Source organism: Sulfurimonas sp. HSL3-7 (assembly GCF_039645985.1).
Lineage (GTDB): Bacteria > Campylobacterota > Campylobacteria > Campylobacterales > Sulfurimonadaceae > Sulfonitrofixus > Sulfonitrofixus jiaomeiensis.
Genome location: NZ_CP147919.1, coordinates 2,004,475 through 2,027,439 on the forward strand (window position 1 = coordinate 2,004,475; position 22,965 = coordinate 2,027,439).

A 22,965-nucleotide genomic window follows, 5' to 3' on the forward strand; every position below is an offset into this window, starting at 1 on the left:
CTCTCCAGCAATAATGATACGTTCAAAAGCCCTGTTTTCTTAAAGATCATTCACCGTTTTTTAAGCCCTTCTTGCCTATAATTAGCAAATTTTTACACATTTTTGAAGGGTCATAATGCCAAAACGCGAAGACATAAAGACAATCTTACTTATCGGTTCAGGTCCGATCATTATCGGCCAAGCATGTGAATTCGATTATTCAGGGACACAAGCCGTTAAAACACTTAAAGAGTTAGGCTATAGAGTTGTACTCATCAACTCGAATCCGGCAACCATTATGACCGATCCTGAGTTTGCAGATCGTACCTACATCGAGCCGATCAAGCCTGAGGTCATTGCAGAGATCATCAAAAAAGAGAATGTCGATGCCATCCTGCCGACCATGGGTGGACAGACAGCACTTAATGCCGCAATGAAGATGTATGAAAACGGGATGCTTGAAGGTGTCGAGTTCCTGGGTGCAAAACCGGAAGCGATCACCATGGGTGAAGACCGTACCGCATTCAAAGATGCGATGATCAGACTCGGGATGGACCTGCCCCATTCACGTTATGCCCATAACATGGATGAAGCCCTTGAAGCTGCCGAAGAGATAGGTTTCCCGATCATCATCCGCGCTTCCTTTACGCTTGCGGGCGGCGGTTCAGGTGTGGCGTACAACATCGATGAGTACAAAGAACTCGCGCAGCGCGGTCTCGATGAAAGCCCGATCACGGAGATCCTTGTTGAGGAATCTCTTCTTGGCTGGAAAGAGTATGAGATGGAGGTCATCCGAGACTCGGCGGACAACTGTATCATCGTCTGTTCGATCGAAAACTTTGATCCGATGGGCGTCCATACCGGCGACTCTATCACCGTTGCTCCGGCACTCACCCTGACGGACAAAGAGTACCAGCGTATGCGTGACGCTTCATTCGCTATTTTACGTGAGATCGGTGTCGATACAGGCGGATCGAACGTCCAGTTCTCAGTCGACCCGAAAACAGGCCGTATGATCGTTATCGAGATGAACCCCCGCGTATCACGTTCATCGGCATTGGCCTCAAAAGCGACAGGTTACCCTATTGCAAAAGTGGCGACCCTTCTGGCCGTCGGTTTTACCCTTGATGAAGTGACCAATGACATCACCGGTACGCCGGCATCATTCGAGCCGGTCATCGACTACGTCGTGACGAAGATTCCGCGCTTTACATTCGAGAAGTTCCCTGAAGCCGAGTCAACGCTCTCGACCTCGATGAAATCTGTCGGTGAAGTCATGGCAATCGGACGTACCTTCAAAGAGTCTATCCAAAAGGCCCTCTGCTCTCTTGAGACCGGGCTCAGCGGCTTTGACGAGATAAAAGGTGATATGGAGTTCATCCAGCATGAGATCCGCCGTCCGAATGCTGAACGCGTTCTTTACGTGGCAGAAGGTCTCCGCCGGGGCATGAGCGTTGAAGAGATATTTGAGCTCTGCAAGATCGATCCGTGGTTCCTCTACCAGCTTGAAGAGATCATCGCCTCAGAGAAAAAGATCAACCTTGAACTGCTTAATGATGAAAAATCGTTCCGCAAGCTGAAAACTGACGGTTTCTCCGATAAGCGCATCTCCAAGCTTATCACCCAGAACTGTTCGACCGGCATGAGTGAAAACGACATCTACGCTGCACGCAAGCGTTTGGACATCCACCTTGAGTACAACGAGGTCGATACCTGTGCCGCCGAGTTCGAGGCATTGACCCCGTACCTCTACTCGACGACAAACATTACAAAGCTGCCGAAAACTGCACCGCGTGTCAGTGACAAGAAAAAAGTGTTGATCCTCGGCGGCGGGCCCAACCGTATCGGCCAGGGTATCGAGTTTGACTACTGTTGTGTCCATGCGGCGTTTGCCCTTAACGATATGGGTATCGAAACCATTATGTACAACTGTAACCCTGAAACGGTCTCTACCGATTACGACACCTCCGACGTCCTCTACTTCGAGCCGATCGATTTCGAGCATGTACGTGAAGTGATCGAAACAGAAAACCCAGACGGCATCATCGTTCACTTCGGCGGGCAGACACCGTTGAAACTGGCCAACCCTTTGACCGCGATCGGAGCAAAGATCTCCGGGACACCTGCGCGTGTGATCGACCTGGCGGAGGACCGTAAACAGTTCTCTGAATTTGTTGAAGCCAACGGACTTAAACAGCCACAAAACGGCCTTGCAACGACCAAAGAGGAGGCTGTCGTCATCGCCGAGAGATTGACCTACCCTGTACTTGTACGTCCTTCGTTCGTCCTGGGCGGACGTGCGATGCGCATTGTCTACAACGAAAATGAGCTTCGCACCTATATGGATGAAGCGGTTTCGGTCTCTCATGACGCACCGGTGCTTGTCGACAAATTCCTTGATCAGGCTGTTGAACTTGACGTCGACTGTATCTGTGACGGCACTGACGTCTACATCGGCTCGATCATGCAGCATATCGAAGAGGCGGGAATCCACTCGGGCGATTCCGCCTGTTCGCTTCCGCCGATGAACCTTACAGCTGAGCTGCAAAAGCAGGTAGAACAACAGACCAAGACAATCGCTCTCGGTCTCGGCGTTGTCGGACTGATGAATGTCCAGTATGCCATTTACCAAAACGAGATCTACCTGATCGAAGTCAACCCGCGTGCTTCGCGTACCGTACCGTTTGTTTCCAAAGCAACCGGCGTTCCTCTTGCCAAGGTAGCAACACGTGTCATGATGGGTGAGAACCTCCGCAGCGCGCTGGACTTTTACGATACCTATAAGGTGGTGATGGAAGAAGACGGTCTGCTTAAACCGCGTTTGAAAGACCATGTTGCCATCAAAGAGGCGGTCTTCCCTTTCCATAAACTCTACGGTGCCGACCTGGTACTCAGCCCTGAGATGAAATCGACGGGTGAAGTCATGGGGATCAGCCGTGCCTTCGGCAAGAGTTTTGCCAAAGCCCAGATGGCAGCCGGGAATATTATTCCTACGAAAGGAACCTGTTTCCTCTCCTTTATCGATATGGACAAGGAACACGCACCGGAGATCGCACGCGGACTTCACAAAGCAGGTTTTAAACTGATTGCGACCAAAGGCACCCAGAAAACAATCGAAGAGGCAGGTATACCATGCGAAGTCGTTCTCAAGATCTCTGAAGGCCGTCCGAATATTCAGGACACCATGAAAAACGGCGAAATTGCAATGGCGATCAATACCTCGGACAACAACACCTCTAAAAAAGATGCCGTCGTTATCCGCCAGATCGTACTGGCAATGAACATCCCTTACTTTACGACACTCAGTGCTGCACGTTCAGCTATTGACGCCCTCGCGCAGATGGAAGATCTTAACTGGAATGAACCTCAGGCACTGCAAGAGTACCTCAACAATTAATATGCACAGCGTGATACTGGCCCAAACCGACACCACTGTCGGTTTCCTCTCTCAGGATTCACACAAACTTGCCCGCATCAAAGAGCGCCCCGGTAATAAACCCTTTATCCAAAGTTTTGATTCGCTGAGACGTTACAGTGCCATGGGAGGGCGTGTGCCTCGAAAGTTTAAAAACAGACTCCGTCAGGCAAAAGCGACAAGCTTTGTCATCAACAATCGGGCCATCCGTATCGTTGCAGACGGGGAGCACCATCAACTGCTAAAAAAATTCGGCTGGTTCTACAGCACTTCTGCCAATGCAAAAGGGTGTTCATTTGACAGAGCGTTTGCTGAAGCGCATGCCGATATTATTATCGAAGATAACAGAGGTCTGTATGAAGGTGAAGCCTCCTCTATCTACAGACTAAATCGTAAAAAAATCAAACAATTACGTTAACAAGGAAATATCTATGAAACATCTTTCAACCATCGGTTCCGCGGCCCTGCTAGGCAGTATGGGTGTCGCCGTGATGAGCGTGCTCAGCGGTTGTGAAGCACCCCAGCAGGAGCCTCAAAACCGTTTTCTGGTCATCGAGCAGCAGCCGGGCGGAAAATATATTGTTGTCGAAGAGATGCCGACAGAAGGCCCTTCTCGCGCTATCATCCGTGAACGGGACGAAAACGGCATCGTGACAGAACGGTTTATGAGCGAGGAAGAGATGCGCCGCCTGGCTGAGCAGGAGTATCAGAAGATGCAAAACGGCCAGTCTGAACTCAACAGTGCCCCTTCAGGCGAAGGGATGGGACTGGCGGGAACCATCCTTGCCGTTGCGGCGGGTTCACTGCTGGGGAATATGATCGGTAACGCCCTGATGGGTAACAAGAACTTTCAACGCCACTCCAACACCGTCAACAAATCGGCGTATCACCAAAATGCAGCGAAACGGGCTGCTGCCGGTGGTTCCAAACGGAGTTTCTTCGGTGGTTCAAAAACGGGAAGCTCGTCAACCCGCAGCAGCTCTTTCGGCGGCTGACCGATGATCAGACTTCGCGATGTCGCCCCTTTAAGCGACCTGGAACTAGAGAAGATCGGCTTTAGCTGGCACACCGATACCGATGGGAGCAAATATGTTGCCGACCAGCTTGTCGAGGTATCACAAACTGAAGCCGAAGCCTATTACGAAGCGGCCAATACACTCTATGACATGTATGTCGAAGCCGCTGAATACGTCATCGAAAACGACCTCTTTTTTGAACTTGGCATCCCTTTTAATATTATCGATACCATTAAAAAGTCATGGGAAAATGACGTGCACTGGCACATCTACGGCCGATTTGACTTTGCCGGCGGCATCGACGGGCAACCCATTAAGCTCATTGAGTTCAACGCCGATACACCGACCGGGCTTTTTGAAACGGCCATCGTACAGTGGGCTCTTCTCAAGGCCAACGGTATGGATGACGCGATGCAGTTCAACGATATCTACAAGGCGATTGAAGAGAACTTCAAACGCCTCGTCACCCTTTTTGAAGACACCTCACTTTTTGGCGAGCGTTACGAAGGGTGGAAAATGCTCTTTTCAAGTGTTGAAGGCAATGCCGAAGAAGAGGTGACGACGCGCTTGTTGCAGCAGATCGCCACCGATGCCGGGTTTAACACCGGTTTTGATTTTCTGCAGAATGTAGCATTTGACGAAAACGGGATCAGCGACGGTAACGGCATGGAGTATGAGTATTGGTTCAAACTCTACCCCTGGGAAGATATCGGCAGCGATGAGGGGGAGTTGGCGGTACTGCTCAACACGATCATACAGAACCAGAAAGCGATCATCCTCAACCCGGCTTATACGGTTCTTTTCCAGTCGAAAGGGATGCTCAAAGTTCTCAGCGATCTCTTTCCTGACTCCCCTTACCTCTTAAAGACATCAGATGCACCGCTGGAGGGGGCCTATGTTGAAAAACGCCACTTCGGAAGAGAGGGGGCCAACACCAAAATTGTGGACGCTTCGGGCAGTACCGTTGCCGAAACAGACGGCCCTTACGAAAACTACCGCCCGGTCTATCAGGAATATGTGGAGTTTCCGAAAGACAGCGAAGGCAACAAGTACCAGGCCGGTGTCTTTTTTGCGTACGAAGCCTGCGGGCTGGGCTTTCGTCGCGGCGGCGAGATCCTGGACAACATGAGCAAGTTTGTAGGACACGTTCTGGTCTGATCCGCCTTCGTTGCGCAAATGTATACTACATAAAGAGCCGTTCGTAACGGCTAGAAGTCATTCCGGGTTTTAACCTCTGCTACGCCTTCACCATTTCCCATCAGAACAGCCATCCAGCGCGTTTTCTCGTTCGTCTGTAAAATGATCTTTATCATAATGGTCAGCGGTATCGAAAGCAGCATCCCTATCGGTCCGAGCAGCCATCCCCAGAAGATCAATGATAAAAATACGATCAGCGTGGAGATACCCAATCCCTCTCCCATAATACGAGGCTCAATGATCGAGCCGATCAGAACATTGATTGCAAGATAAACGGCCCCGACCTCTAAAGCGCCAAAGGTACCAAGCTGTACAAGGGCCAGTAATACAGCCGGGACTGCGGCCAAAATGGACCCGATGTTTGGTATGAAGTTAAACAAAAAGGCGACCAGCCCCCAAAGTACGGCATAATCCAGCCCTATCCACATCAAAACGATTGTAACGATCACCCCCGTTACAAGGGAGATCACTGCTTTCAAAGCCATATAGTGTTTGATCTTGGTAAGCACTTCGTTGACATGCTTCATCGTCTCTCTTTCACCGCCGGCAATATCAAGTTTTTTAGCGAACTGTGTCGATTCCAAAAGCATAAAGACAATAATCAAAAAGATAATAAAGCTGTTGGTCAGAACCGAACCGGCGCCCTTCAAGACGGTTGCCGAATACTGCATTAACCTGGCCGGATCAAATATCGATTTCAGATCGCCCTGAAGCAGACCGTAACGACTTAACATCTCAGTTATAGAGCTCAGCTGCACATGGAGTTTTGCCTCGTAAAGAGGCATGTTCGCGCTAAAACTCTGTACAGAGGTACCTACGATAACGCCTAACAGACTAAAAATGATTACAAGCCCCCCAACAACCGCTAAAAGGGCTAAAACGGTGGGGACTTTTTTCTGTATCAGCCAACTGTACAAAGGTGAAATAATAATAGCGATGAAACTTGCAAGCAGAAAGGGAACTACAATTGCAGCGGCCAGTTTCAACGCAGCCAAGACGATGATGATAGATGCCAGGACGATGATGATATTTCCGGAAATTTTTACTTGTACCATTATCTCCGCTTATGTTAGTATATGTTTAAAAGTTTAACATAATTAAGGGAAAATATATTGGAAGATCAGGGTTCATTGCACAAAGCAGTCAAAGGGGAATATTTTTTCACCGTTGGTGAAATCCTCTCGGAAGCATGGGGAAAAGTATACGGCGCCAAACTCAAAATCGTAGGTGCGATGTTGATCTATCTTATACTTGCCTCACTGACGGCAGGTATCATCAACCTTTTTCTCGATTCGCAACCCTATTACGATGCGCAAGAGACATTCAAAGGGGTATTTATCGATATGCTGGTCGGCTGGCTTGCTGCGCCGATCACCATTCCGCTCTCATTAGGCCTGCTGCTGTTGGGGTACAGCCGTGCCAACGGTGAAGAGTTGAACATCGGTTCCATATTCAACTATTATGTTCTGGTCTGGCCGCTTGTTTTTGCATCTATCCTGATCACGGTTATTACCTATATCGGTCTGGCTCTCCTGATACTGCCCGGTATCTACCTTTCCATCGCCTATAGTTTTACGCTTCCCTTGATGGTCGATAAAGGACTTGGTATCTGGGGCGCGATGGAGGTCTCCCGTCAGGCCGTCACCAAACACTGGTTCACTGTCTTTGGGGTCAATATTACCTTGGTGCTGCTCACTGTCTTAAGTGCGATACCTTTTGGTATCGGACTGATATGGACTATCCCGCTCGTCATGATCGCCCAGGGGGTGATGTACCGCAAGATCTTCGGCTGGAAAATCCACGACCCGATCAACGAAGCGCAGTAGCTGTTTTCTTTTCGATTTAAGATTTGGGGTCCATCCCCTGCTCCCATTGTAAAGTCTTCACGCCCATCCTAAATCCTAATAAAACATGACTGCAAGCGAAAGACTACTTTTGGATATCCTTACTGCTATTGAGGTTTTGAAGGTAGTTGGCGATGTTCATCAGGGAAAAGGTGACCAGGAAGATCATCAGCCCCGGAAAGAAACTGACCCACCAGGCGATATCGAGCACCTCTTTGCCGTTGCTGAGGATGGTCCCCCAGCTCATTTGCGGTGCGACGATCCCCAGGCCGAGATAGCTCAGCCCCGATTCCGACAGGATCGCACCCCCTACCCCAAAGGTAAAACTGACAAAAAAAATAGGGGTCAGAAGCGGGGCGTAGTATTTCAAAAGGATCTTGGCTCTGCTGACCTTTGCTATGTTCAGAATCTTGATAAAGGGCTGTGAAGTGATGGCAAAACTCTCCGAACGTATCAGCCTGGCCGTTGTCATCCACCCGGTGACGGAGATAATCAATATCAGCACCCAGACAGAGGCGTTGATGTAGCTCACCAGTGCCAACAGCAAAAAGAAGGTCGGAAAGGTCAAGAAAAGATCGACCGTAACGACAAAGGCTTTGTCGACTTTGCCGCGAAAATAGCCCGCCGTCGCCCCCAGCATCAGACCGACGAACGAGGCGATAAAAGCGCTCCCTATTCCGATGAGAAGCGAGACTTTACCCCCTTCGATCAAACGTGCCAACAGATCGCGCCCAAGCCTGTCCGTCCCAAGGGGAAAGAGTGAAGACGGGGCAACAAGGATGGCCTCTTTGTGCAGTTCATAGGGGCTCTGTAGATAGACAAACTCTCCCACAAATACAAAAATGAAAACAGAGATAAGTGCTATAAAACTCAAGTAGGGCAAACGTAGCAAAACGGACCTTATCTAAATAAGATTTTTATAAAAACACTATAGCCAACAAAAGCTAAGTCCGCTGTTTAACCCACGACTCATATAGGAATGTTTATATCCCTGATGCCAATCACAAGTATCCTGTCGACGCTAATCAAAGTGATTCATACCTTCTTCAGATAATAACAGGCAGTACCCGTCTAATTAAGTATCGTCACATAAAGTACCTCTTGCACTGTTGTCCCATTGTCTTTGTGTGCCCCGACAACAATGACATATCGCTTATCACTACTGACTGGCGGGGCATCAACACGCAGAACCCCGCTGGAAGGCATACTGAAAATACGACTATCCGGATTACTTACAATCGTGTAATCCAATACACCATTACCCGGCGTCGGACTGAGTTCAAGGTCAGTCACTGTATTATTAGCCCAAAACAAGGTATATTCTCCGTCATCTACAGAAACATTGACCGTCGTTGTCGAAGAAAATGCAATATCGACATCAAGCACACTGACCGTAAAGCGCCGCACCGTCGTGTTGACAGGGTGCAGTGTATCGGTGACACGGATTTCCACTTCGTAGACATTGTCCAGATCGGCATCTTCCGGATCTTCGTAATCTTTTGCAATATTGAATGTTAGGACCCCGTCACTCGTGACGTTGAAGTAGTAACTGTCAAGCCCCGATACTTTTTCATACGTCAGCGGTGAACCGATCGGCGACGTGGCCTCAAGCTGGGCGATTGCTTTCTCATTTTCATTCACATCCTGAGCCGCAGGTGTCACAAAGACCGGCAGACCGTCCACCGGTTCAATATGCAATTCACCCTGCTGGGTCGCACTGTGGCCCATATCATCACTTGCGACCACTGCACCGCGATAGATATTGGCTTCGGGGTCGTTACTGAAGGTATAGGCCGGTACATGAACGGTCATCACACCTGTCGAGGCATCGATCGCGAAGATAGACGCATCCGTTCCCTCTGCCATCGCATAGGAGATCGGTCTTCCGGCTGCCGAAGCTGCCTCGATCGGTACCTCGACCACACTGTTTTGCGGCAAGGTCGCGACATCCTGCGACGTAAAGGTAATGGCGTAGCTGAGTGCCGCAACATCAACACTGATTGTCGGTGCATAGGTTAACGAGCCGTTAAACTGGCTCTGTGCCGATATGGTCAGGTCATAATGCTCACCCGCAACGGCTGGCGATCTCAAGTTCAATGCGCCGCTGACGGCATCAAGGATGAATACATCCGTATGATTGTGCAGTGTGTAACTGAGCGTGACCGGCGTCGAATCTTTACCGTTAGCCTTGATCGTACCGACAGCAGTCGTCCCTTCTGTCGGGGTAAAACTGTTCAATGAGGTGAACTGCAGCGTCTCGTCGACATCCGTCACATTCACGACTATGGCTTTTTCATCCGAATAGTTGCCCAGATTGTCTTTGACCTGCAGCAGGAGATGGTAGCTGGTCGTACCGGCGGCCGAACGCATCGACTCAAAATCCGCACCGCTCTTGAAGCGCAATCCGTTCGAATCAAAGGCAAAGAGTGCACCGTCATCGCCAGCGGTGAGATAGGTATCGACAACACCGTTACCCTCGCTGCTGATCAGAATGTTCATATTTCCGGTACTGTTCTCGGCAATATTAAACGTCGTCGAGACAATGACAGGCCTGATCTTATCCGGGTCCTGAAGCAGTGTAACGGTAATGGTGTCTGTCGTAACGACATTGCCGTTGTTGTCCGTGATCACAACAGCAAACGTATAGACATTTGTTCCCGCTTCATCAAATGCCACATGCGGTGAGACATTACCGTTGCCGTCAATAGCGAACAGATTGGCATCGGCACCGGTAAGTGCATAGGCAAGACTTTCAGCATTACCGTTGACCGTAGCCTGTATCGTCATCAATACCGCTTGTGTCTCTACAACCGATATCTCTCGGGGATAGTTGTTGTCTATTGTCGGCGCTATCTTGGCCGGATCATCAACGACGACGATGCTGAAAGGTGCACTCAGGGTCCTTGAACCGTTAAGCTGGCTCTCAACAGCGACCTGAACCGTGATCTTGGCATCTTTTTGTGCCGTTGCTTTCCACTGAATGACACCCGCATCATTAATAGTAAAATAGTCGCTGCCCTGGACTAGGGAAAAGTGCTTCTCTAGGTCTTCGGGCAGCGTTTTTGCGGTCGCTTCTACTGTTGTCACCACACCGCTGCTGCCTTCCTGGACAGTAAAGTCACGAATACCGGAAAAGAGAAAAGTCTCGTCAATATCGACAATCGTCACCTCGATCGGCTGCACAACACTTTTTTGACCATTGGCATCTTCGACCTGAAGCGTTATTTCAAAAGGTGCCGTGACGCTCTCATGATCCTGAGGCTCGATCAACGACAGCACCCCGTCGCTGTTGATTGCGAACATCGCGGCATCTTGGCCGCCGAGTGTATAATGGGTGATTTTCACCCCTTCTGCCGTAAATACCTCTACCGCGATATTGCCTTTGGAGTTTTCGACGATCTTGAAGCTTTCGGAAAGGATCACAGGCTGGATTTCGCTTAACGAATCGACCTTGGTAATGACAACATCGTTAATCCTGCTAATATTTCCGTAGCCGTCTTGGACAATGACATCGATCGTGAAGCTGCTCTTGCCAGACGTTTCTGCAGTACTTGTAAAACGCACCTCGCCTTTTTCATTGATGCTGAAAAATGCCTTATCCGTCCCCTCCAGTGTGTAAATCAGTTGACTTTGGCTGTCTGCCGCCTGGGCGAAGAGATTAAATACGACCCCCTCAAAACTGAGTACAGCATACTCTTTGAACATCATATCAATGACGGGAGGAAGTTTTGTGATGTCCGCAACGACTTCAACCTCTATGATCTGAACAGCACGATTGGCCTCACTGTCTTCTGCCGAAACGATCACCTCATAGAGGTTTCCACTGTCCGGATCATAGGAAGGCTTTGCGATGAATGAAAGTTTGCCTGTCGTCGCATCAATGCTGAAAAGTGTACCGTTTTCGCCTCCGATTACGCTGTATCTGACATTGCTCGTGGTATCGGTCGTCACATCAGTGACATAACGCTCCTCACTGTTGACAATGACATAATCGCTGCTTGTAAATCCGAAACTCCCATTGATAAGGTCCAGACCGCTTAGTCTCTTAACCGTTTCAAACGAGTAGTCTGCTTCCCCGCATCCGGAAAAGATCAATCCGGTAATAAAAAGTGATGCCATTAATGCTTTTCTTATCATCTCTTCTCCTAATCCCAAAATTCGTAACTCAGCCCGACCGTACCGATCGCACTCGATGTATTATGTTGGACTTTGACCCAGACGGCGAAATTCTCATGAAAATGGTACGCACCCCGAAGACCGGCGATCAGGTTGTTCTCATACCCCTGAAACGTCTCGCCCGAACTAACCGTACGATACAGGTACTGAAACTGGTAGCCGACCTGCAGCTGCAGATCATAGCGCATATGGTAGCGGTACCCCAACCCGGTGTTGATACCCACACGGAAGATATAGGGACTGCCGCCGTCATAGATAACTTTTTCCGTCGGGTCAGGGTCCTTCGTGTTTTTCTGCTGCATGACCCAGCCCAGTTCCGCACCGCCCATGAGATAGAAATTGGCCGTCGGAAGTTTGTAGAGATAGGCAGCATCCAGCGTCATGGTCGGTGCGGACACATATCTGTACTCAGCGCTTTTTTTGCCGGTCGCGCTCTCTACCAGATCGCCCTCGAAGGTGCCGGTACCGCCGCCGGAGTAACCCACACCGAAACCGAACTGTACCGCCTGCCACAGGCCGTCATCGAGCATCAACGACGCACCGTAGCCTTCGTACTCTTCTTTACAGACCGCGTCGATCTCTTTCATCTCTTCGGGCGGCAGCGTTGAAAGCGTATAGACCGCTTCGAGCGAACAGGTGTCGTTTCTGATCTTGCGGCTTGTCACCCTGACATTCTTGATCTCGACAGGATGGGCCAGGCGGATATCGATGTTGTGTGTTTCACAGAGATCAGCTTCGGCCATTGCATCTTCGGCCATCTGCTCTTTGGCATCCTCTTCGCAATCTGTCAGTTCAGAGTAATCTTCCAGTGCCGCTTCAAGAGAGAATTCCGCATCGGCGCTCAATGCATACGATTGCGTAACATCATACGAACGTGCGTCTGCACTCCGATTATCTGGCCATTCCGTCTCAGCGCCGGCAAAAAGTGAAAGGGAGATCATAAGTGCTGCATATCGTTTCATCGTCTCTGCCTCCTACTTCTGCATCGCTAAATTGCGGTAACCGAAAAACTCGGGTTCCTGCGTGAACTCCGGACCGTAGGTTGTTGAGACCTGGAGCATCTTTAACTGCAGGTCATCAAACATCTCCCCGGCATCCTGCTCTTTTTCAGAGAGCGCCCCTTTGATCAGAAAGTAACTGAAGAGCCGGTACCCTTTTTCAAAGTAGCCATTCGCGGTCTGGTCACGGTTTGCCGCGTTGATGATGTTGAGGCGCTTATGATACTTTGTCTTTTTGACAGGGCCGCTCAGACGCTCCCCTTTCTTAAGCGGTATACCGTCACTCACCCCCATAAAACTCGCATCAATAAAAGCAAACGTCCGTTCTGCCCGACAACGCTGGAATGCGTTATAGATGCGTTCCATCCCCACAAGCCCATCATCGTCCAACATATCCACCGAACCGTCATAAGCAAGCAAAAAGTTTTTACCGGAAGGGCCCGACATGGCATGCCCCACAAAATAAAAGTAGACGGTATCTTCCTGCTGAATACGGTTTATCATCTTTTCAAGCGCCGCCAGGATGTTTGCCGCTGTCGCCTTTTCATTCTCTACCACAATGGTATGACGCAAAGGCACGCCCATCTTTTTCTGAAAAGTGCTCACCACCGCTTTGGCCGTTCGGGAAGCGAACAGTACGCTATCTGCGTTGGCATAGTTCTCTATTGAGACAACAAAAAGCCAGGATTTGTAGTCTGGATAGCTCTTTTTAGTGCGCTTGATCAGTCTAGCCAGTTCGTCATCTTTTGCATTATACGTTTTGTCAGAGTAGCTCGTTAAAAGAGGCAGGAAGGGGTCATTCAGGTTCGGATTTTGCAGTGTTGTATCAAATACTGTGCTGACATCTATAAGTTGGGGGTACTCTTGAGAGACACTTGCAGCGCCGTGTACTTTTGCATCATAATCGAGGAAAGTACGGAGTTTCTGAAGTTTTTGATTGTGTTTTCTGACCTGTCTTTCAAATTCTTCTTTTGAACTGTTTGCGCTATTGTTGCGCTGGAGCACCTCGTCACGGTAACTCTTTTGAATGTCAAACGTTGCCTGTTGGCGTTTTTGTGTTGCGTTGCGAACACGTTTTAAAAACGCCGCCTCACTCTCGCCACTCTTTTTCTGAAACGCCTTCAGAGAAGACAATTCGGGAACAGCAATCTTTTCTGTACTGGCAAAAGCATCCATTGATCCAAGATGGACAGCCGAAATATCGAGTGGGACATAGTTCTGTATGAGATTTTCTTCTGCCAAAAGTGACACCCAGCTTATGGCTAACAGTACTAAAAGTTTCTGCATTACGATCCTGTTGATATCAATAAAATATCATTTATAAGAAATTTTTATTTTCTATTATGACTTTATCTTATATAAAATTATTTCAATCCATTCTACACAAAAACTGTATAAAAACAAACATAAATGAGCTTGGATCGTGAAGTATATGCAAGGCCTATTTTATGTATAAAACACTCTTATTGGCATAGCTTCTACGGTGGAGGTTTGGAAAGGAGGTCAATGCTCGTAATGAATAGATTGTGAAAGTCTAAGTTTGAAATTGCAAGTTCTCTGTAACCGAAAATTCCGGTTCCTGCAGATCGTCCCGGCCATATTTTAACGATTCGTTTCGTATCAAAATACGAACAGTTCCCCTGTATTTTGGGATTTGGAAAGTGCCTCTTTGACCAAAAAACAACTGAAAGCCGATACGCTTTACTCAAGTAGACATTGGTACTGGCGTACACCTAATGAGCTGTTGGGAATGTTCAAATGAAAATAATTTTATTCAACCACATTCTCATTATACTCTTTAGGATCTAAACCTCTTCAACTCCAAAATAGCTCAAAGAGGTCTTGCCGAATTTTTTGGACTTTGTCTTATGAAAAACACCGATTTCCTGGGGAAGTTCAAGGCCCGTCATATGTTCGATGATGATGAGTTTTACAACCTCCTCCGGCAGTTTTCCGATAAGATCGATCATCTTCAGATAGATGTCTTCATGCCCTTCACGGATGGAAAACGGCGGGTCGATATAGAAGTAGGCATCTTCATTCAGGTTTTTAAGCCGCTTGACGACAGCGCCGATATTTGCAAAGGTATCACCGCGGTAGACTTCACAGGCCTTCGGGTCAGTCTGAGCGATGTTCTCTTCAAGCGTTTTAAGGGCATTGCGGTCCTGCTCCATAAAGTAGATCCGTTTGGCCCCTCTGCTCAGTGCCTCCAGGCCGATCGAACCGCTGCCTGAAAAGAGCTCGACAAAATTGGCATCGATCACGTCGAACTGAACAGTATTGAAAAATGACTCCAGAACAATGGTTTTCGAACTGCGGGTCGTACTCATCGACGGAAGTTTCAGCGTCTTGCCCTTGTATTTTCCGGAAATGATCTTCTTCGTCAGGTGTTTTGGCATTGATAATACTCCTTATACTGTTTCTAAATAGTGTCTTATACTGTACTGAAGGTCTTCGTCGATGTTTTGCTCCAACATCCAGCGGAGGTAGGCTGCATCATTCATCGCGACCTCTTCAAGATAATGTTCTTTATATTTTCCGAAATTGAGCCGCTTGATCAAGACAGGTTCCACGCTAAGCTCCTGCAGCTTCCTATCATCCGCCATTTCGTTTAGATATCGGTGCAGGAGCATCACATGAAAAGCATCACTGAGTGCATTATGCGCACAAATCCGGATGTCCAGTTTCCCGGCTTCCTCGGACTCATTTCGGTAAAGCCCCAATTCATATCGCAGATACTGAAGCGAAAAATAATCGATCTCGTCGATAAGGTGCCTCGAACATTTCAGGGTGTCAATGATCCCGCCCTGCCAGACAAACCCCTCTTTGGCCAGCATGGAGAGGTCAAAACTGATATTGTGTGCGACGAGCGTATTGTCAACACGGTTGTGCTCTTTCAGAAAAGCGGCTATTTCAGAGTCCTCAAAAGAAGGCACCTCCCTGACCATCTCATTGGTGATGTGGTGCACCGCCATCGCCTCAGGTCTGATCTTGCGCGGCGGCTTTACGAGTTCCTCTTTGCTGTCCCATTGGCCTTCATCGCTGAACACGATGGCAAGCGAACAGATCCGGTCACCCTCTTCCAGCCCTGTTGTCTCAAGATCAAGGTAGATCAGCATGACTCAGTTCTTCGTTTTTTGGCAGTTTTTCCAGCATAGTGTAATAGTGTTCCAAGGTACGAAAACTTTTCTCAAAACGCCAGGCAATAATAAACCTGACGATTGTCTCACGAAGTTCGGCATCAACTTTTTCCACACGACCATAATAACCGAGTGAGATGTTTCTGTTTTTCACCTTGGCCTCACGGTCGTATTTAATGCCGATTATCTGCAGGTATTTTCCCTCTTTGATCGTACCGATATCTTCTTCACTCAGGGAGATGCCCGAGAGGTTGATCGCTTTAAACTCGAATATCTCGTCAAACGCCCCGACCTTCTCGGAAAGGTTCAAGGCCGTAAAGAGTGCCGAAAGTGAGCGCAGGTTCTCTTTGCGTGCCAGTTCATAACTCGATATCCTCGAAGTCAACTCTTTTAACCGGTCTAATGCTGAACTCACATCTCTTCCTTTAGCGTACCTCTGGATACCTTCATATATTTATTCCTGTATTATACCAATTGAAACTTCCGAATATATGTTCAACCCGCCTTAACATATCAATCGGCGTAAATTTTACCTGCGATAAACCAACTCTGCTCTATAATTTCGTTATTAAAATAAGAGAATGTAATGGACTACTTAGAAATCACCGGCCCGACCAAGCTTCACGGCAATGTAAAGATCTCAGGCGCAAAAAATGCCGCGCTGCCGCTCATTGCGATGACACTGCTCGCCAACAACACTGTTAAGATAGGCAATATGCCCTCTGTCGTCGATATCAAGACGTTATTAAAACTGATAGAGAACCTTGGCGGCACATTCTCGTTTAAAGACGAAAACACTGTAGAGATCAATACCTGCTGCCTTACCAACACCAAAGCAACCTACGAGATTGTCAAAACAATGCGCGCCTCCATCCTGGTCCTTGGCCCGCTGCTTTCGCGTTTCGGCCACTGCGAGGTCTCTCTTCCGGGCGGCTGTGCCATCGGCCAGCGTCCGATCGATCTGCATCTCAAAGCACTGGAGCAGATGGGTGCCAAGATCACGATCCATGCCGGTTACGTCCAGGCCGAAGCACCGGACGGTCTTAAAGGCGCGCACATCATCTTTGACAAGATCACCGTCACAGGAACCGCCAATGTCATCATGGCCGCCGCCCTTGCCAAAGGAAAGACCACCATTACCAATGCGGCCCGCGAACCCGAAGTTGTCCAGCTCTGTGAAGTGCTTAAGAACAGCGGTGTCTCCATAGAAGGGATCGGTACAGCAGAACTTGCCATCTACGGCACCGACAGACGCCTGGTCGACATCGACCCTTTTGATGTCATTCCCGATCGTATCGAGGCGGGAACGTACCTCTGTGCTGCCGGCATAAGCGACTCGACCGTCACCCTGGAGAATGTCCGTCCCGATCATCTTGAGGCGGTTACCGGGAAGTTGGAGGAGATGGGATTTACCTTTGATATTACCGAAAACACAATGACCATCCACCCTACCGACACGATCAAATCCGTCAATATTGTCACGCAGGAGTATCCGGGCTTTCCGACGGACATGCAGGCGCAGTTTTTGGCGTTGGCGACACAGGCCCACGGGACATCTACGATAGAAGAACGTCTTTTTGAAAACCGCTTTATGCATGTGAGCGAACTGCAGCGTCTGGGTGCGGACATCAAACTCAGCGGCCATACCGCAACGGTGATCGGCCCCTCGCAGCTTTCCGGAACCGATGTCATGGCAACCGATCTTCGCGCCTCAAGTGCGATGGTGATCGCCGCCAATATTGCCGAAGGCGTGACACAGGTGCACCGTATCTATCATCTTGACCGAGGGTATGAGAACCTGGAGAAAAAGCTGGGAGATCTCGGAGCAAAGATCGAGCGCCTTCGCGAATAGCTTTTACCGCATTTGGATGCGGCAAAAAGCGGCCAAAAGTGCTTCTCTCTACAAACACCCTCAAAAATACCCGTAAATAGTTCTATTCCGACATCTTAGTAAATGGTAATATATTTGGATTGGAGAAAGGTGGCGAAAGCTTACCGAAAACCAAGCTGACACACTTAAAAGTTTTAGTCTTAGTGCAGATTGTGCGGAAGTGATCCCGAAGACGTACATCGGTACGTTGAGAGGTGAACTTCAGTGCAAGATGCGCTGAAATTAGAACTTTTAATCGTCGGTGAAGATCACCATTTCGTAATGACTGCGCTTTGTCACCAGTGATTTTTCCGGCGGTACAGAACCGGTATTGCGGGCGACAGAAAGGGCATGACGAAGTTCGGCAATCTCTTTCTCCATCTCTTCCATCTGCTCTTTCAGACGAAGGGCGACATCCACCCCCGCCAAATTCACGCCCAGTTCCCGGGTAAGACGCAAAATCATTTTGATACGGTCTATGTCACGCTGGGAATAAAGGCGGATACGACCGTCTGACCGCGAAGGGGTAATCAGGTTTTCACGCTCATACTGACGCAGTGTCTGTGGATGGATATCAAGGATCTTTGCCACAATACTGATCAGGTAAGCCGGTTCATCGTAATGGTGCATCATGCTCGTACTCCTTATACCGTTTTAGGTAGTTTCTCTTTCATCATAGCGACAAGGGATTCATCCAGGGTGTCAACATTCGGAAGGACGATATTTGCTTTAAGATAAAGATCACCTTTTTGATTTGTCTTGCGGTTAACCGCCCCCATCTCTTTGACGCGAAAACGCTGCCCGTTCTTCGTGTTTTGAGGCACTTTGAGCGTGATCTCTTTCTCTAAAGTATTGATCATGATCTTATCGCCAAAAAGTGCTGCAGAGAGAGGGAGATCAAAACTTTTGACCAAATTGTCGCCGTCACGTTCATACTCCGGGTTTTGTGCCACATTGATCTTAAGGTAGAGATCGCCGCTTTGTCCGCCCTGTTTGTGCCCTTTGCCGCGCACACGCAATTTCTCGCCGTCTTTGATACCGGCCGGGATCTTAATGTCAAAACTCTCACCCTGTACGGTAACACCGTGTTTTCCGCCCAGTATTGCTACGTTGAAAGGCACCGTAATGGCGCTTTCGATGTCAAGGTTGACCGTCTGACGGCCATGTCCGCCACCGAAACCGCCGAAACCACCGCCGCCAAAACCGCCTGCACCGCCAAACCCGGCGCTTCCGCCAAAACCGCCGCCACCACCGAACATCTGACGCAGGATCTCATCAAGATCCACATTGGCCCCCTGGCCGCGTGCAAAATCATGGAAGTTCTGTCCGCCGAACATCTGGTCGCCGTAGGCATCATACTGCGCTTTTTTATCTTTGTCGCTCAAAACCTCGTAGGCAGCATTGATCTCTTTAAACTTATCTTCGGCCCCCGGGTCTTTATTGACATCCGGGTGATACTGACGGGCCAACTTACGGTATGCTTTTTTGATCTCTGCTTCGCTGGCGTTATCACTGACACCTAATGTCTCATACAGACTTTTACTCATTAAAATTTTCCTCTTCTATACATATTCTATTATTTGTATCTATTATAGCAAAAAGGTTGAGTGCATGTCAATCAAGGTTCGCCGTTTGAAGCGAATAATAAAAGGACGTTGCACGACGTTTTATTTCTTTAATTTCCCTATTTTACGTGGTCATCTACCTTGATCGCCAAGGTCCGAATGTACATTCTCACGTAAAACGCAGGCATACGGGTAATTTCAACTTATTTTTACTTTTCCCTATGTATAATTCGGCTCGTTGTCGGGGCGTAGCTCAGTATGGTTAGAGTACCTGGTTTGGGACCAGGGGGTCGAAGGTTCGAGTCCTTTCGCCCCGACCACTTTCTTTATTCCTAATACACTTATCAACAATCACAGTTTATCTTCATAACTCTATTTCCCAACTATGCCAATCTGCTTTATTCCATGCACTATAGCGATCTGTTCGAATAATGGCTAAATCTGTTTTTCCCGCCCTCTTTAGCGCTATACATTGCCGCATCCGCATACTTGAGCAGTGTTAGAAGTTCACTCGAATCCTGAGGGTAGAGGCTTATACCGACACTTGAACCGATCTGTAAACTGGTGTTTTTAATATAGATGGGCTCCTTTAGAGTGTCAATGATCTTCTGTGCAATTGTCATGATCAGCTCAATATCCCCTTCATACTCAATCGTCACAATAAACTCATCACCTCCATAGCGGGCCACAAAGTCATAATCACGTAAACTGGAGCGTAGCCGTTCAGCCGCCTCGATCAGAACATTATCGCCGTAGTCGTGACCGTAGGTATCGTTGATCACCTTGAAATCATCCAGATCAAGAAAGAGCAGAGCAAACTCGCTGTGGTTACGCTCCGCTTTATTGATCAGCGCCTTGGCATGGCGCAAGAAAAAGTGACGGTTCGGGAGCTGTGTCAAAAGATCATGATTGGCAAGGCGTTCCAGTGCCAGTTCGGCCTCCTTCTGCTGTGTCAGATCAATATCGATACAGAAGATCTCCGGCTCCTTCTCTTGTGATCGCAGCAAGACATGTGAGGAGTAGACCAGTACGTCAGACCCATCTTTTTTACGCAGGGTAAGTTCCGAAGCGGGAATAGGTTTATTGTTGTGTATCCAATTCTCAATGTCAGCGATAACGCGATCTCGCATCGCCTCAGGAATAATCAGCTCTTCAAATTTGCGTCCCAATGCGTCCTCTTCACTATAACCGTAAAGTATTTCACTCTGCCTGTTCCAGTAAATCACCTTGCGATCTTTATCATACCCCTGTATCGAGATATTCGGTAATGACTGTATCAGTTCTCTAAAGCGCTGTTCATTCTCTTTTAGATAGAGCTCAGCTTTGCGCTGAAGCGTGATATCGGTGTAACTGCCTATCATGCCGATAATATTATGTTCGTTATCAAAAAGAGGCGCTTTGTTGACGAGAACATACATATCGCCTTGGCGTTCGACACGGTTGACAATAGGATTTTTCGTTTTCATCACCTGCAGGTCATCCTGGATAAACGCGTCGGCATGTTCTGCCCAGACAAGGTCCGTGTCTTTTTTACCGACGATATCCTCGATTCGGGAAAGGTCGGCATCCTGTAAAAAAAGTGCGTTACAGCCTCTATAGTACAAATATTTGTCTTTCCAAAAAATTCGGACAGGAACGGTAGCGATGATATTTTGAAGAAGCTGAGAAGAGTTTTTCAGTTCATCTTCGGTCTCTTTACGATGATTATCCGCTTTATGATAAGCAATGGCGCTGCTGACATTTTGGGCCAGGTCTTCGAGAATATCGATCTCTTCATAACTAAAACTGTGTTCCGCATCGCCATAGATACTGATAACACCAAAAAGTTTTTTTTGATGAAAGGTTTTTATGGGAATAGAGAGAACGGAATGGATCGACGAAGCCTTCGCACGATATTTCCAAGGTTCAAAACGCGGATCACTCTGCGTATCTTCGATGAGCACACTTCTGCCCGTACGCATACATTCGCCGACAGGGCCATACGCGTGGGGATCGTCATCATCAAGTTTGATTTGAAAATTTTTTTGCAGATAGCTTGGCGTCGCCATATCAGCTTTGTAGGCGATATTTACAATATTGTTCTCTTCGCTCTGCAAACCGATCCAGACAACTTTATAGTGCGGAAAGGTTCCCAGTGAATTGCAAACATGCGTAAATATCTCCTTCTCTGTCGAACTCTCAATAAGCATTTTTTTGATCTTTGAGACGATCTCCAGCAGTCTGATGTAACTGCTCTGACGGTGGACATTTTTTTCCATACGTTTGGCGTCGCGCTTCAAACGCAAAAACGCTTCAAGCTCGTTTTGAAGCTGCTTACGCTTACGACCGAATGAACCAAGCACAATGATAGCCAGAACAATGAAAGTGAAAATTGTGTCAATAATATCCAGGGTCGTCGGATGATAGAACGATGTATATAAAGGTGCAATAAACGGAACAAGCTCTTTTGGCAGCAGTGCCTGCTCCAGCGCAGTGGCAAAAGAGTGTATGGCAAATACAATAAAAAAACGGAATGAGAAAAGCGCGATGAGCAGATAAATAGAATGGAACAATAACTGGCCGTTTTTAGATGCGTGGTACTGTATGACAGCGTGCATAAAAATATAAAACCATGAAAACGCCAATACCAGATATAATATCAAAACTGAGATCTCTTCCAGCATTACGATTCATCCTTTCTGTGTTTTTTCATGATAATACAAAAGCGTTTAAAACAGCTTAATAGAACAATGCCATTGAACACGGCGATGAATAGGAAATTGGCGATAAAAGAGTTATTGCAAGGCAGGCACGTCAAAAATAAAGCGGACAAGGACATTAAAACAGATCCCGTATCGCTCTGTTGTTTTAACGTCCCGACCCACTCCACTAAGGTTTGGAACTGTTAGCGTCACCGCTTTTTGTCTTGTTTGGAGCGGCACTGCCGTTTAGATCGGTTTTTATGACGGTATCAGACGCATTCGCATCTACCGTTACACCTTGAGTACCGTTTGTATCGGGTGGCGTTTGAACAGCGGTAGCATTTGTTTCAGCAAACGTCAGGTTACAATCTGAATATCGCTCTTTGAGTGCGGCCAACTCCTCTTCACAGCTGCTTTGAAGTGTGTCGATATCTTCTTCCAGCGTTTCGATTTTATCTTCGAGAAGCTGTTGTGAGCTGACATTGGCACCATAACTGTAAACAAGCTCTCCGCCCTTTTTTGCCTGAAAAAAAGTCAAAGCGATCAAAATAATCAGCCCCAGCGAGTAGAGCGCCCTGCTCCACCCTTTTTTGACAAAGAGGCTTAGCACCTTCAGCAACAGAGGCAAAAGCGTCAGATAGACAAGATAGGTGCCAAGGATCTTATGCCCTTTGAGGGCCTCTTTGCCTTCATCGCTCAAAAACAGGCCGGCCTCTGTGCCGTCGGTCACGCCGGTAATGTAAGCGGCTACAAACAGACCTATGAGAAGGATAAACAGAACATAGACCGAAATACTCAAGGCCTTGCGTTTCGTGATCAGATTGATCAGCTCCAAAATCATAATAACAAGCGGAAGAACCACGGCAAAGTGAACCGCGATGGGGTGTAACAGCACAGGAACAGTATCGGTGATCTCAATAGGAAGTGTAATGGCAGGTAGGTTCATGGTGTGCCTTTATAAGAGCATTGTGCTTTGATTATATTGGATAAGTAGTTAAAAAACGGTGAGAGTATCACTTTGCGGTGATGATTAGTAATTTGTAAAAATTCGCTATAAAGGCAAAAGAACCCGCCTGCAGCTTTA

Annotated in this window: 18 protein-coding genes and 1 tRNA gene; 7 read left to right on the forward strand and 12 right to left on the reverse strand. The window is 48.0% G+C overall.

Going from position 1 to position 22,965, the window contains the following annotated elements:
* Nucleotides 1–115 precede the first annotated feature (115 nt).
* The 4 genes from carB to WCY20_RS10065 are packed head-to-tail and all read left to right on the forward strand — an operon-like array spanning nt 116 to nt 5,568.
* Nucleotides 116–3,376: a carbamoyl-phosphate synthase large subunit gene (carB, locus tag WCY20_RS10050; RefSeq protein ID WP_345974817.1), complete on the forward strand. Its 3,261-nt coding sequence runs from the start codon at nt 116–118 to the stop codon at nt 3,374–3,376.
* Between the two features lies 1 nt (nt 3,377).
* A complete protein-coding gene (locus WCY20_RS10055) occupies nt 3,378–3,812 on the forward strand; it encodes a Sua5/YciO/YrdC/YwlC family protein (RefSeq protein WP_345974818.1) in 435 nt (144 codons plus the stop codon).
* 13 nt (nt 3,813–3,825) lie between these two features.
* Nucleotides 3,826–4,389: a hypothetical protein gene (locus WCY20_RS10060; protein WP_345974820.1), complete on the forward strand. Its 564-nt coding sequence runs from the start codon at nt 3,826–3,828 to the stop codon at nt 4,387–4,389.
* Nucleotides 4,390–4,392: 3 nt separating this feature from the next.
* A complete protein-coding gene (locus tag WCY20_RS10065) occupies nt 4,393–5,568 on the forward strand; it encodes a glutathionylspermidine synthase family protein (protein WP_345974822.1) in 1,176 nt (391 codons plus the stop codon).
* Between the two features lie 50 nt (nt 5,569–5,618).
* On the opposite strand, the gene WCY20_RS10070 is transcribed toward WCY20_RS10065, so the two are convergent.
* The gene (locus tag WCY20_RS10070) at nt 5,619–6,662 is read right to left on the reverse strand and encodes an AI-2E family transporter (RefSeq protein ID WP_345974824.1); all 1,044 of its coding nucleotides are present in this window, start codon (nt 6,660–6,662) and stop codon (nt 5,619–5,621) included.
* A gap of 57 nt (nt 6,663–6,719) precedes the next feature.
* Here WCY20_RS10070 and WCY20_RS10075 point away from each other — a divergent pair, with 57 nt between their 5' ends.
* Entirely contained in the window at nt 6,720–7,433 is a 714-nt protein-coding gene (locus WCY20_RS10075; protein ID WP_345974826.1) for a hypothetical protein, read from the forward strand.
* Between the two features lie 103 nt (nt 7,434–7,536).
* Here WCY20_RS10075 and WCY20_RS10080 read toward each other — a convergent pair whose 3' ends face one another.
* The 7 genes from WCY20_RS10080 to WCY20_RS10110 form a co-directional block, all read right to left on the reverse strand.
* Nucleotides 7,537–8,334: an ABC transporter permease gene (locus WCY20_RS10080; RefSeq protein ID WP_345978253.1), complete on the reverse strand. Its 798-nt coding sequence runs from the start codon at nt 8,332–8,334 to the stop codon at nt 7,537–7,539.
* Between the two features lie 188 nt (nt 8,335–8,522).
* Nucleotides 8,523–11,588, reverse strand: a complete 3,066-nt coding sequence (locus WCY20_RS10085; protein ID WP_345974828.1) for a cadherin repeat domain-containing protein — start codon at nt 11,586–11,588, stop codon at nt 8,523–8,525.
* Nucleotides 11,589–11,596: 8 nt separating this feature from the next.
* A complete protein-coding gene (locus WCY20_RS10090) occupies nt 11,597–12,589 on the reverse strand; it encodes a hypothetical protein (RefSeq protein ID WP_345974830.1) in 993 nt (330 codons plus the stop codon).
* A 12-nt stretch (nt 12,590–12,601) separates the two neighbouring features.
* Nucleotides 12,602–13,912 (reverse strand): hypothetical protein, encoded by a 1,311-nt coding sequence (locus WCY20_RS10095; protein WP_345974832.1) that lies wholly within the window; start codon nt 13,910–13,912, stop codon nt 12,602–12,604.
* 518 nt (nt 13,913–14,430) lie between these two features.
* Nucleotides 14,431–15,024 carry a 16S rRNA (guanine(966)-N(2))-methyltransferase RsmD gene (rsmD, locus tag WCY20_RS10100; RefSeq protein ID WP_345974834.1) on the reverse strand — a complete coding sequence of 198 codons (594 nt, stop codon included), beginning with the start codon at nt 15,022–15,024 and terminating at the stop codon, nt 14,431–14,433.
* A gap of 12 nt (nt 15,025–15,036) precedes the next feature.
* Nucleotides 15,037–15,744, reverse strand: coding sequence for an exonuclease domain-containing protein (locus tag WCY20_RS10105; RefSeq protein WP_345974835.1), 708 nt, complete (start codon nt 15,742–15,744; stop codon nt 15,037–15,039).
* Complete coding sequence (locus tag WCY20_RS10110; protein WP_345974837.1) at nt 15,728–16,180, reverse strand: hypothetical protein; 453 nt, start codon at nt 16,178–16,180, stop codon at nt 15,728–15,730. The genes WCY20_RS10105 and WCY20_RS10110 overlap by 17 nt, the downstream gene beginning before the upstream one ends.
* Nucleotides 16,181–16,351: 171 nt before the next feature.
* Here WCY20_RS10110 and murA point away from each other — a divergent pair, with 171 nt between their 5' ends.
* Nucleotides 16,352–17,617, forward strand: a complete 1,266-nt coding sequence (gene murA, locus WCY20_RS10115) for a UDP-N-acetylglucosamine 1-carboxyvinyltransferase (protein WP_345974838.1) — start codon at nt 16,352–16,354, stop codon at nt 17,615–17,617.
* Nucleotides 17,618–17,887: 270 nt separating this feature from the next.
* Here the strand turns inward: murA and WCY20_RS10120 are convergent, their stop codons facing one another.
* Entirely contained in the window at nt 17,888–18,268 is a 381-nt protein-coding gene (locus WCY20_RS10120; RefSeq protein ID WP_345974840.1) for a helix-turn-helix transcriptional regulator, read from the reverse strand.
* A gap of 11 nt (nt 18,269–18,279) precedes the next feature.
* Nucleotides 18,280–19,182: a J domain-containing protein gene (locus WCY20_RS10125; RefSeq protein WP_345974842.1), complete on the reverse strand. Its 903-nt coding sequence runs from the start codon at nt 19,180–19,182 to the stop codon at nt 18,280–18,282.
* Nucleotides 19,183–19,442: 260 nt separating this feature from the next.
* Here WCY20_RS10125 and WCY20_RS10130 point away from each other — a divergent pair.
* A tRNA-Pro gene (locus WCY20_RS10130) sits at nt 19,443–19,520 on the forward strand.
* A 90-nt stretch (nt 19,521–19,610) separates the two neighbouring features.
* Here WCY20_RS10130 and WCY20_RS10135 read toward each other — a convergent pair.
* Both WCY20_RS10135 and WCY20_RS10140 read right to left on the reverse strand, forming a co-directional pair.
* Complete coding sequence (locus WCY20_RS10135; protein WP_345974844.1) at nt 19,611–21,797, reverse strand: diguanylate cyclase; 2,187 nt, start codon at nt 21,795–21,797, stop codon at nt 19,611–19,613.
* Nucleotides 21,798–22,068: 271 nt separating this feature from the next.
* On the reverse strand, nt 22,069–22,827 hold the full coding sequence (locus WCY20_RS10140; RefSeq protein WP_345974845.1) for a DUF2231 domain-containing protein: 759 nt from the start codon (nt 22,825–22,827) through the stop codon (nt 22,069–22,071).
* Nucleotides 22,828–22,965: the final 138 nt, after the last annotated feature.

What these genes read in the sequence shown, in the direction of transcription:
- carB (WP_345974817.1), top strand. Translation starts at nt 116, where the DNA reads ATGCCAAAACGCGAAGACATAAAGACAATCTTACTTATCGGTTCAGGT.
- WCY20_RS10055 (WP_345974818.1), top strand. Translation starts at nt 3,378, where the DNA reads ATGCACAGCGTGATACTGGCCCAAACCGACACCACTGTCGGTTTCCTC.
- WCY20_RS10060 (WP_345974820.1), top strand. Translation starts at nt 3,826, where the DNA reads ATGAAACATCTTTCAACCATCGGTTCCGCGGCCCTGCTAGGCAGTATG.
- WCY20_RS10065 (WP_345974822.1), top strand. Translation starts at nt 4,393, where the DNA reads ATGATCAGACTTCGCGATGTCGCCCCTTTAAGCGACCTGGAACTAGAG.
- WCY20_RS10070 (WP_345974824.1), bottom strand. Translation starts at nt 6,662, where the DNA reads ATGGTACAAGTAAAAATTTCCGGAAATATCATCATCGTCCTGGCATCT.
- WCY20_RS10085 (WP_345974828.1), bottom strand. Translation starts at nt 11,588, where the DNA reads ATGATAAGAAAAGCATTAATGGCATCACTTTTTATTACCGGATTGATC.
- WCY20_RS10090 (WP_345974830.1), bottom strand. Translation starts at nt 12,589, where the DNA reads ATGAAACGATATGCAGCACTTATGATCTCCCTTTCACTTTTTGCCGGC.
- WCY20_RS10095 (WP_345974832.1), bottom strand. Translation starts at nt 13,912, where the DNA reads ATGCAGAAACTTTTAGTACTGTTAGCCATAAGCTGGGTGTCACTTTTG.
- rsmD (WP_345974834.1), bottom strand. Translation starts at nt 15,024, where the DNA reads ATGCCAAAACACCTGACGAAGAAGATCATTTCCGGAAAATACAAGGGC.
- WCY20_RS10105 (WP_345974835.1), bottom strand. Translation starts at nt 15,744, where the DNA reads ATGCTGATCTACCTTGATCTTGAGACAACAGGGCTGGAAGAGGGTGAC.
- murA (WP_345974838.1), top strand. Translation starts at nt 16,352, where the DNA reads ATGGACTACTTAGAAATCACCGGCCCGACCAAGCTTCACGGCAATGTA.
- WCY20_RS10120 (WP_345974840.1), bottom strand. Translation starts at nt 18,268, where the DNA reads ATGATGCACCATTACGATGAACCGGCTTACCTGATCAGTATTGTGGCA.
- WCY20_RS10125 (WP_345974842.1), bottom strand. Translation starts at nt 19,182, where the DNA reads ATGAGTAAAAGTCTGTATGAGACATTAGGTGTCAGTGATAACGCCAGC.
- WCY20_RS10135 (WP_345974844.1), bottom strand. Translation starts at nt 21,797, where the DNA reads ATGCACGCTGTCATACAGTACCACGCATCTAAAAACGGCCAGTTATTG.
- WCY20_RS10140 (WP_345974845.1), bottom strand. Translation starts at nt 22,827, where the DNA reads ATGAACCTACCTGCCATTACACTTCCTATTGAGATCACCGATACTGTT.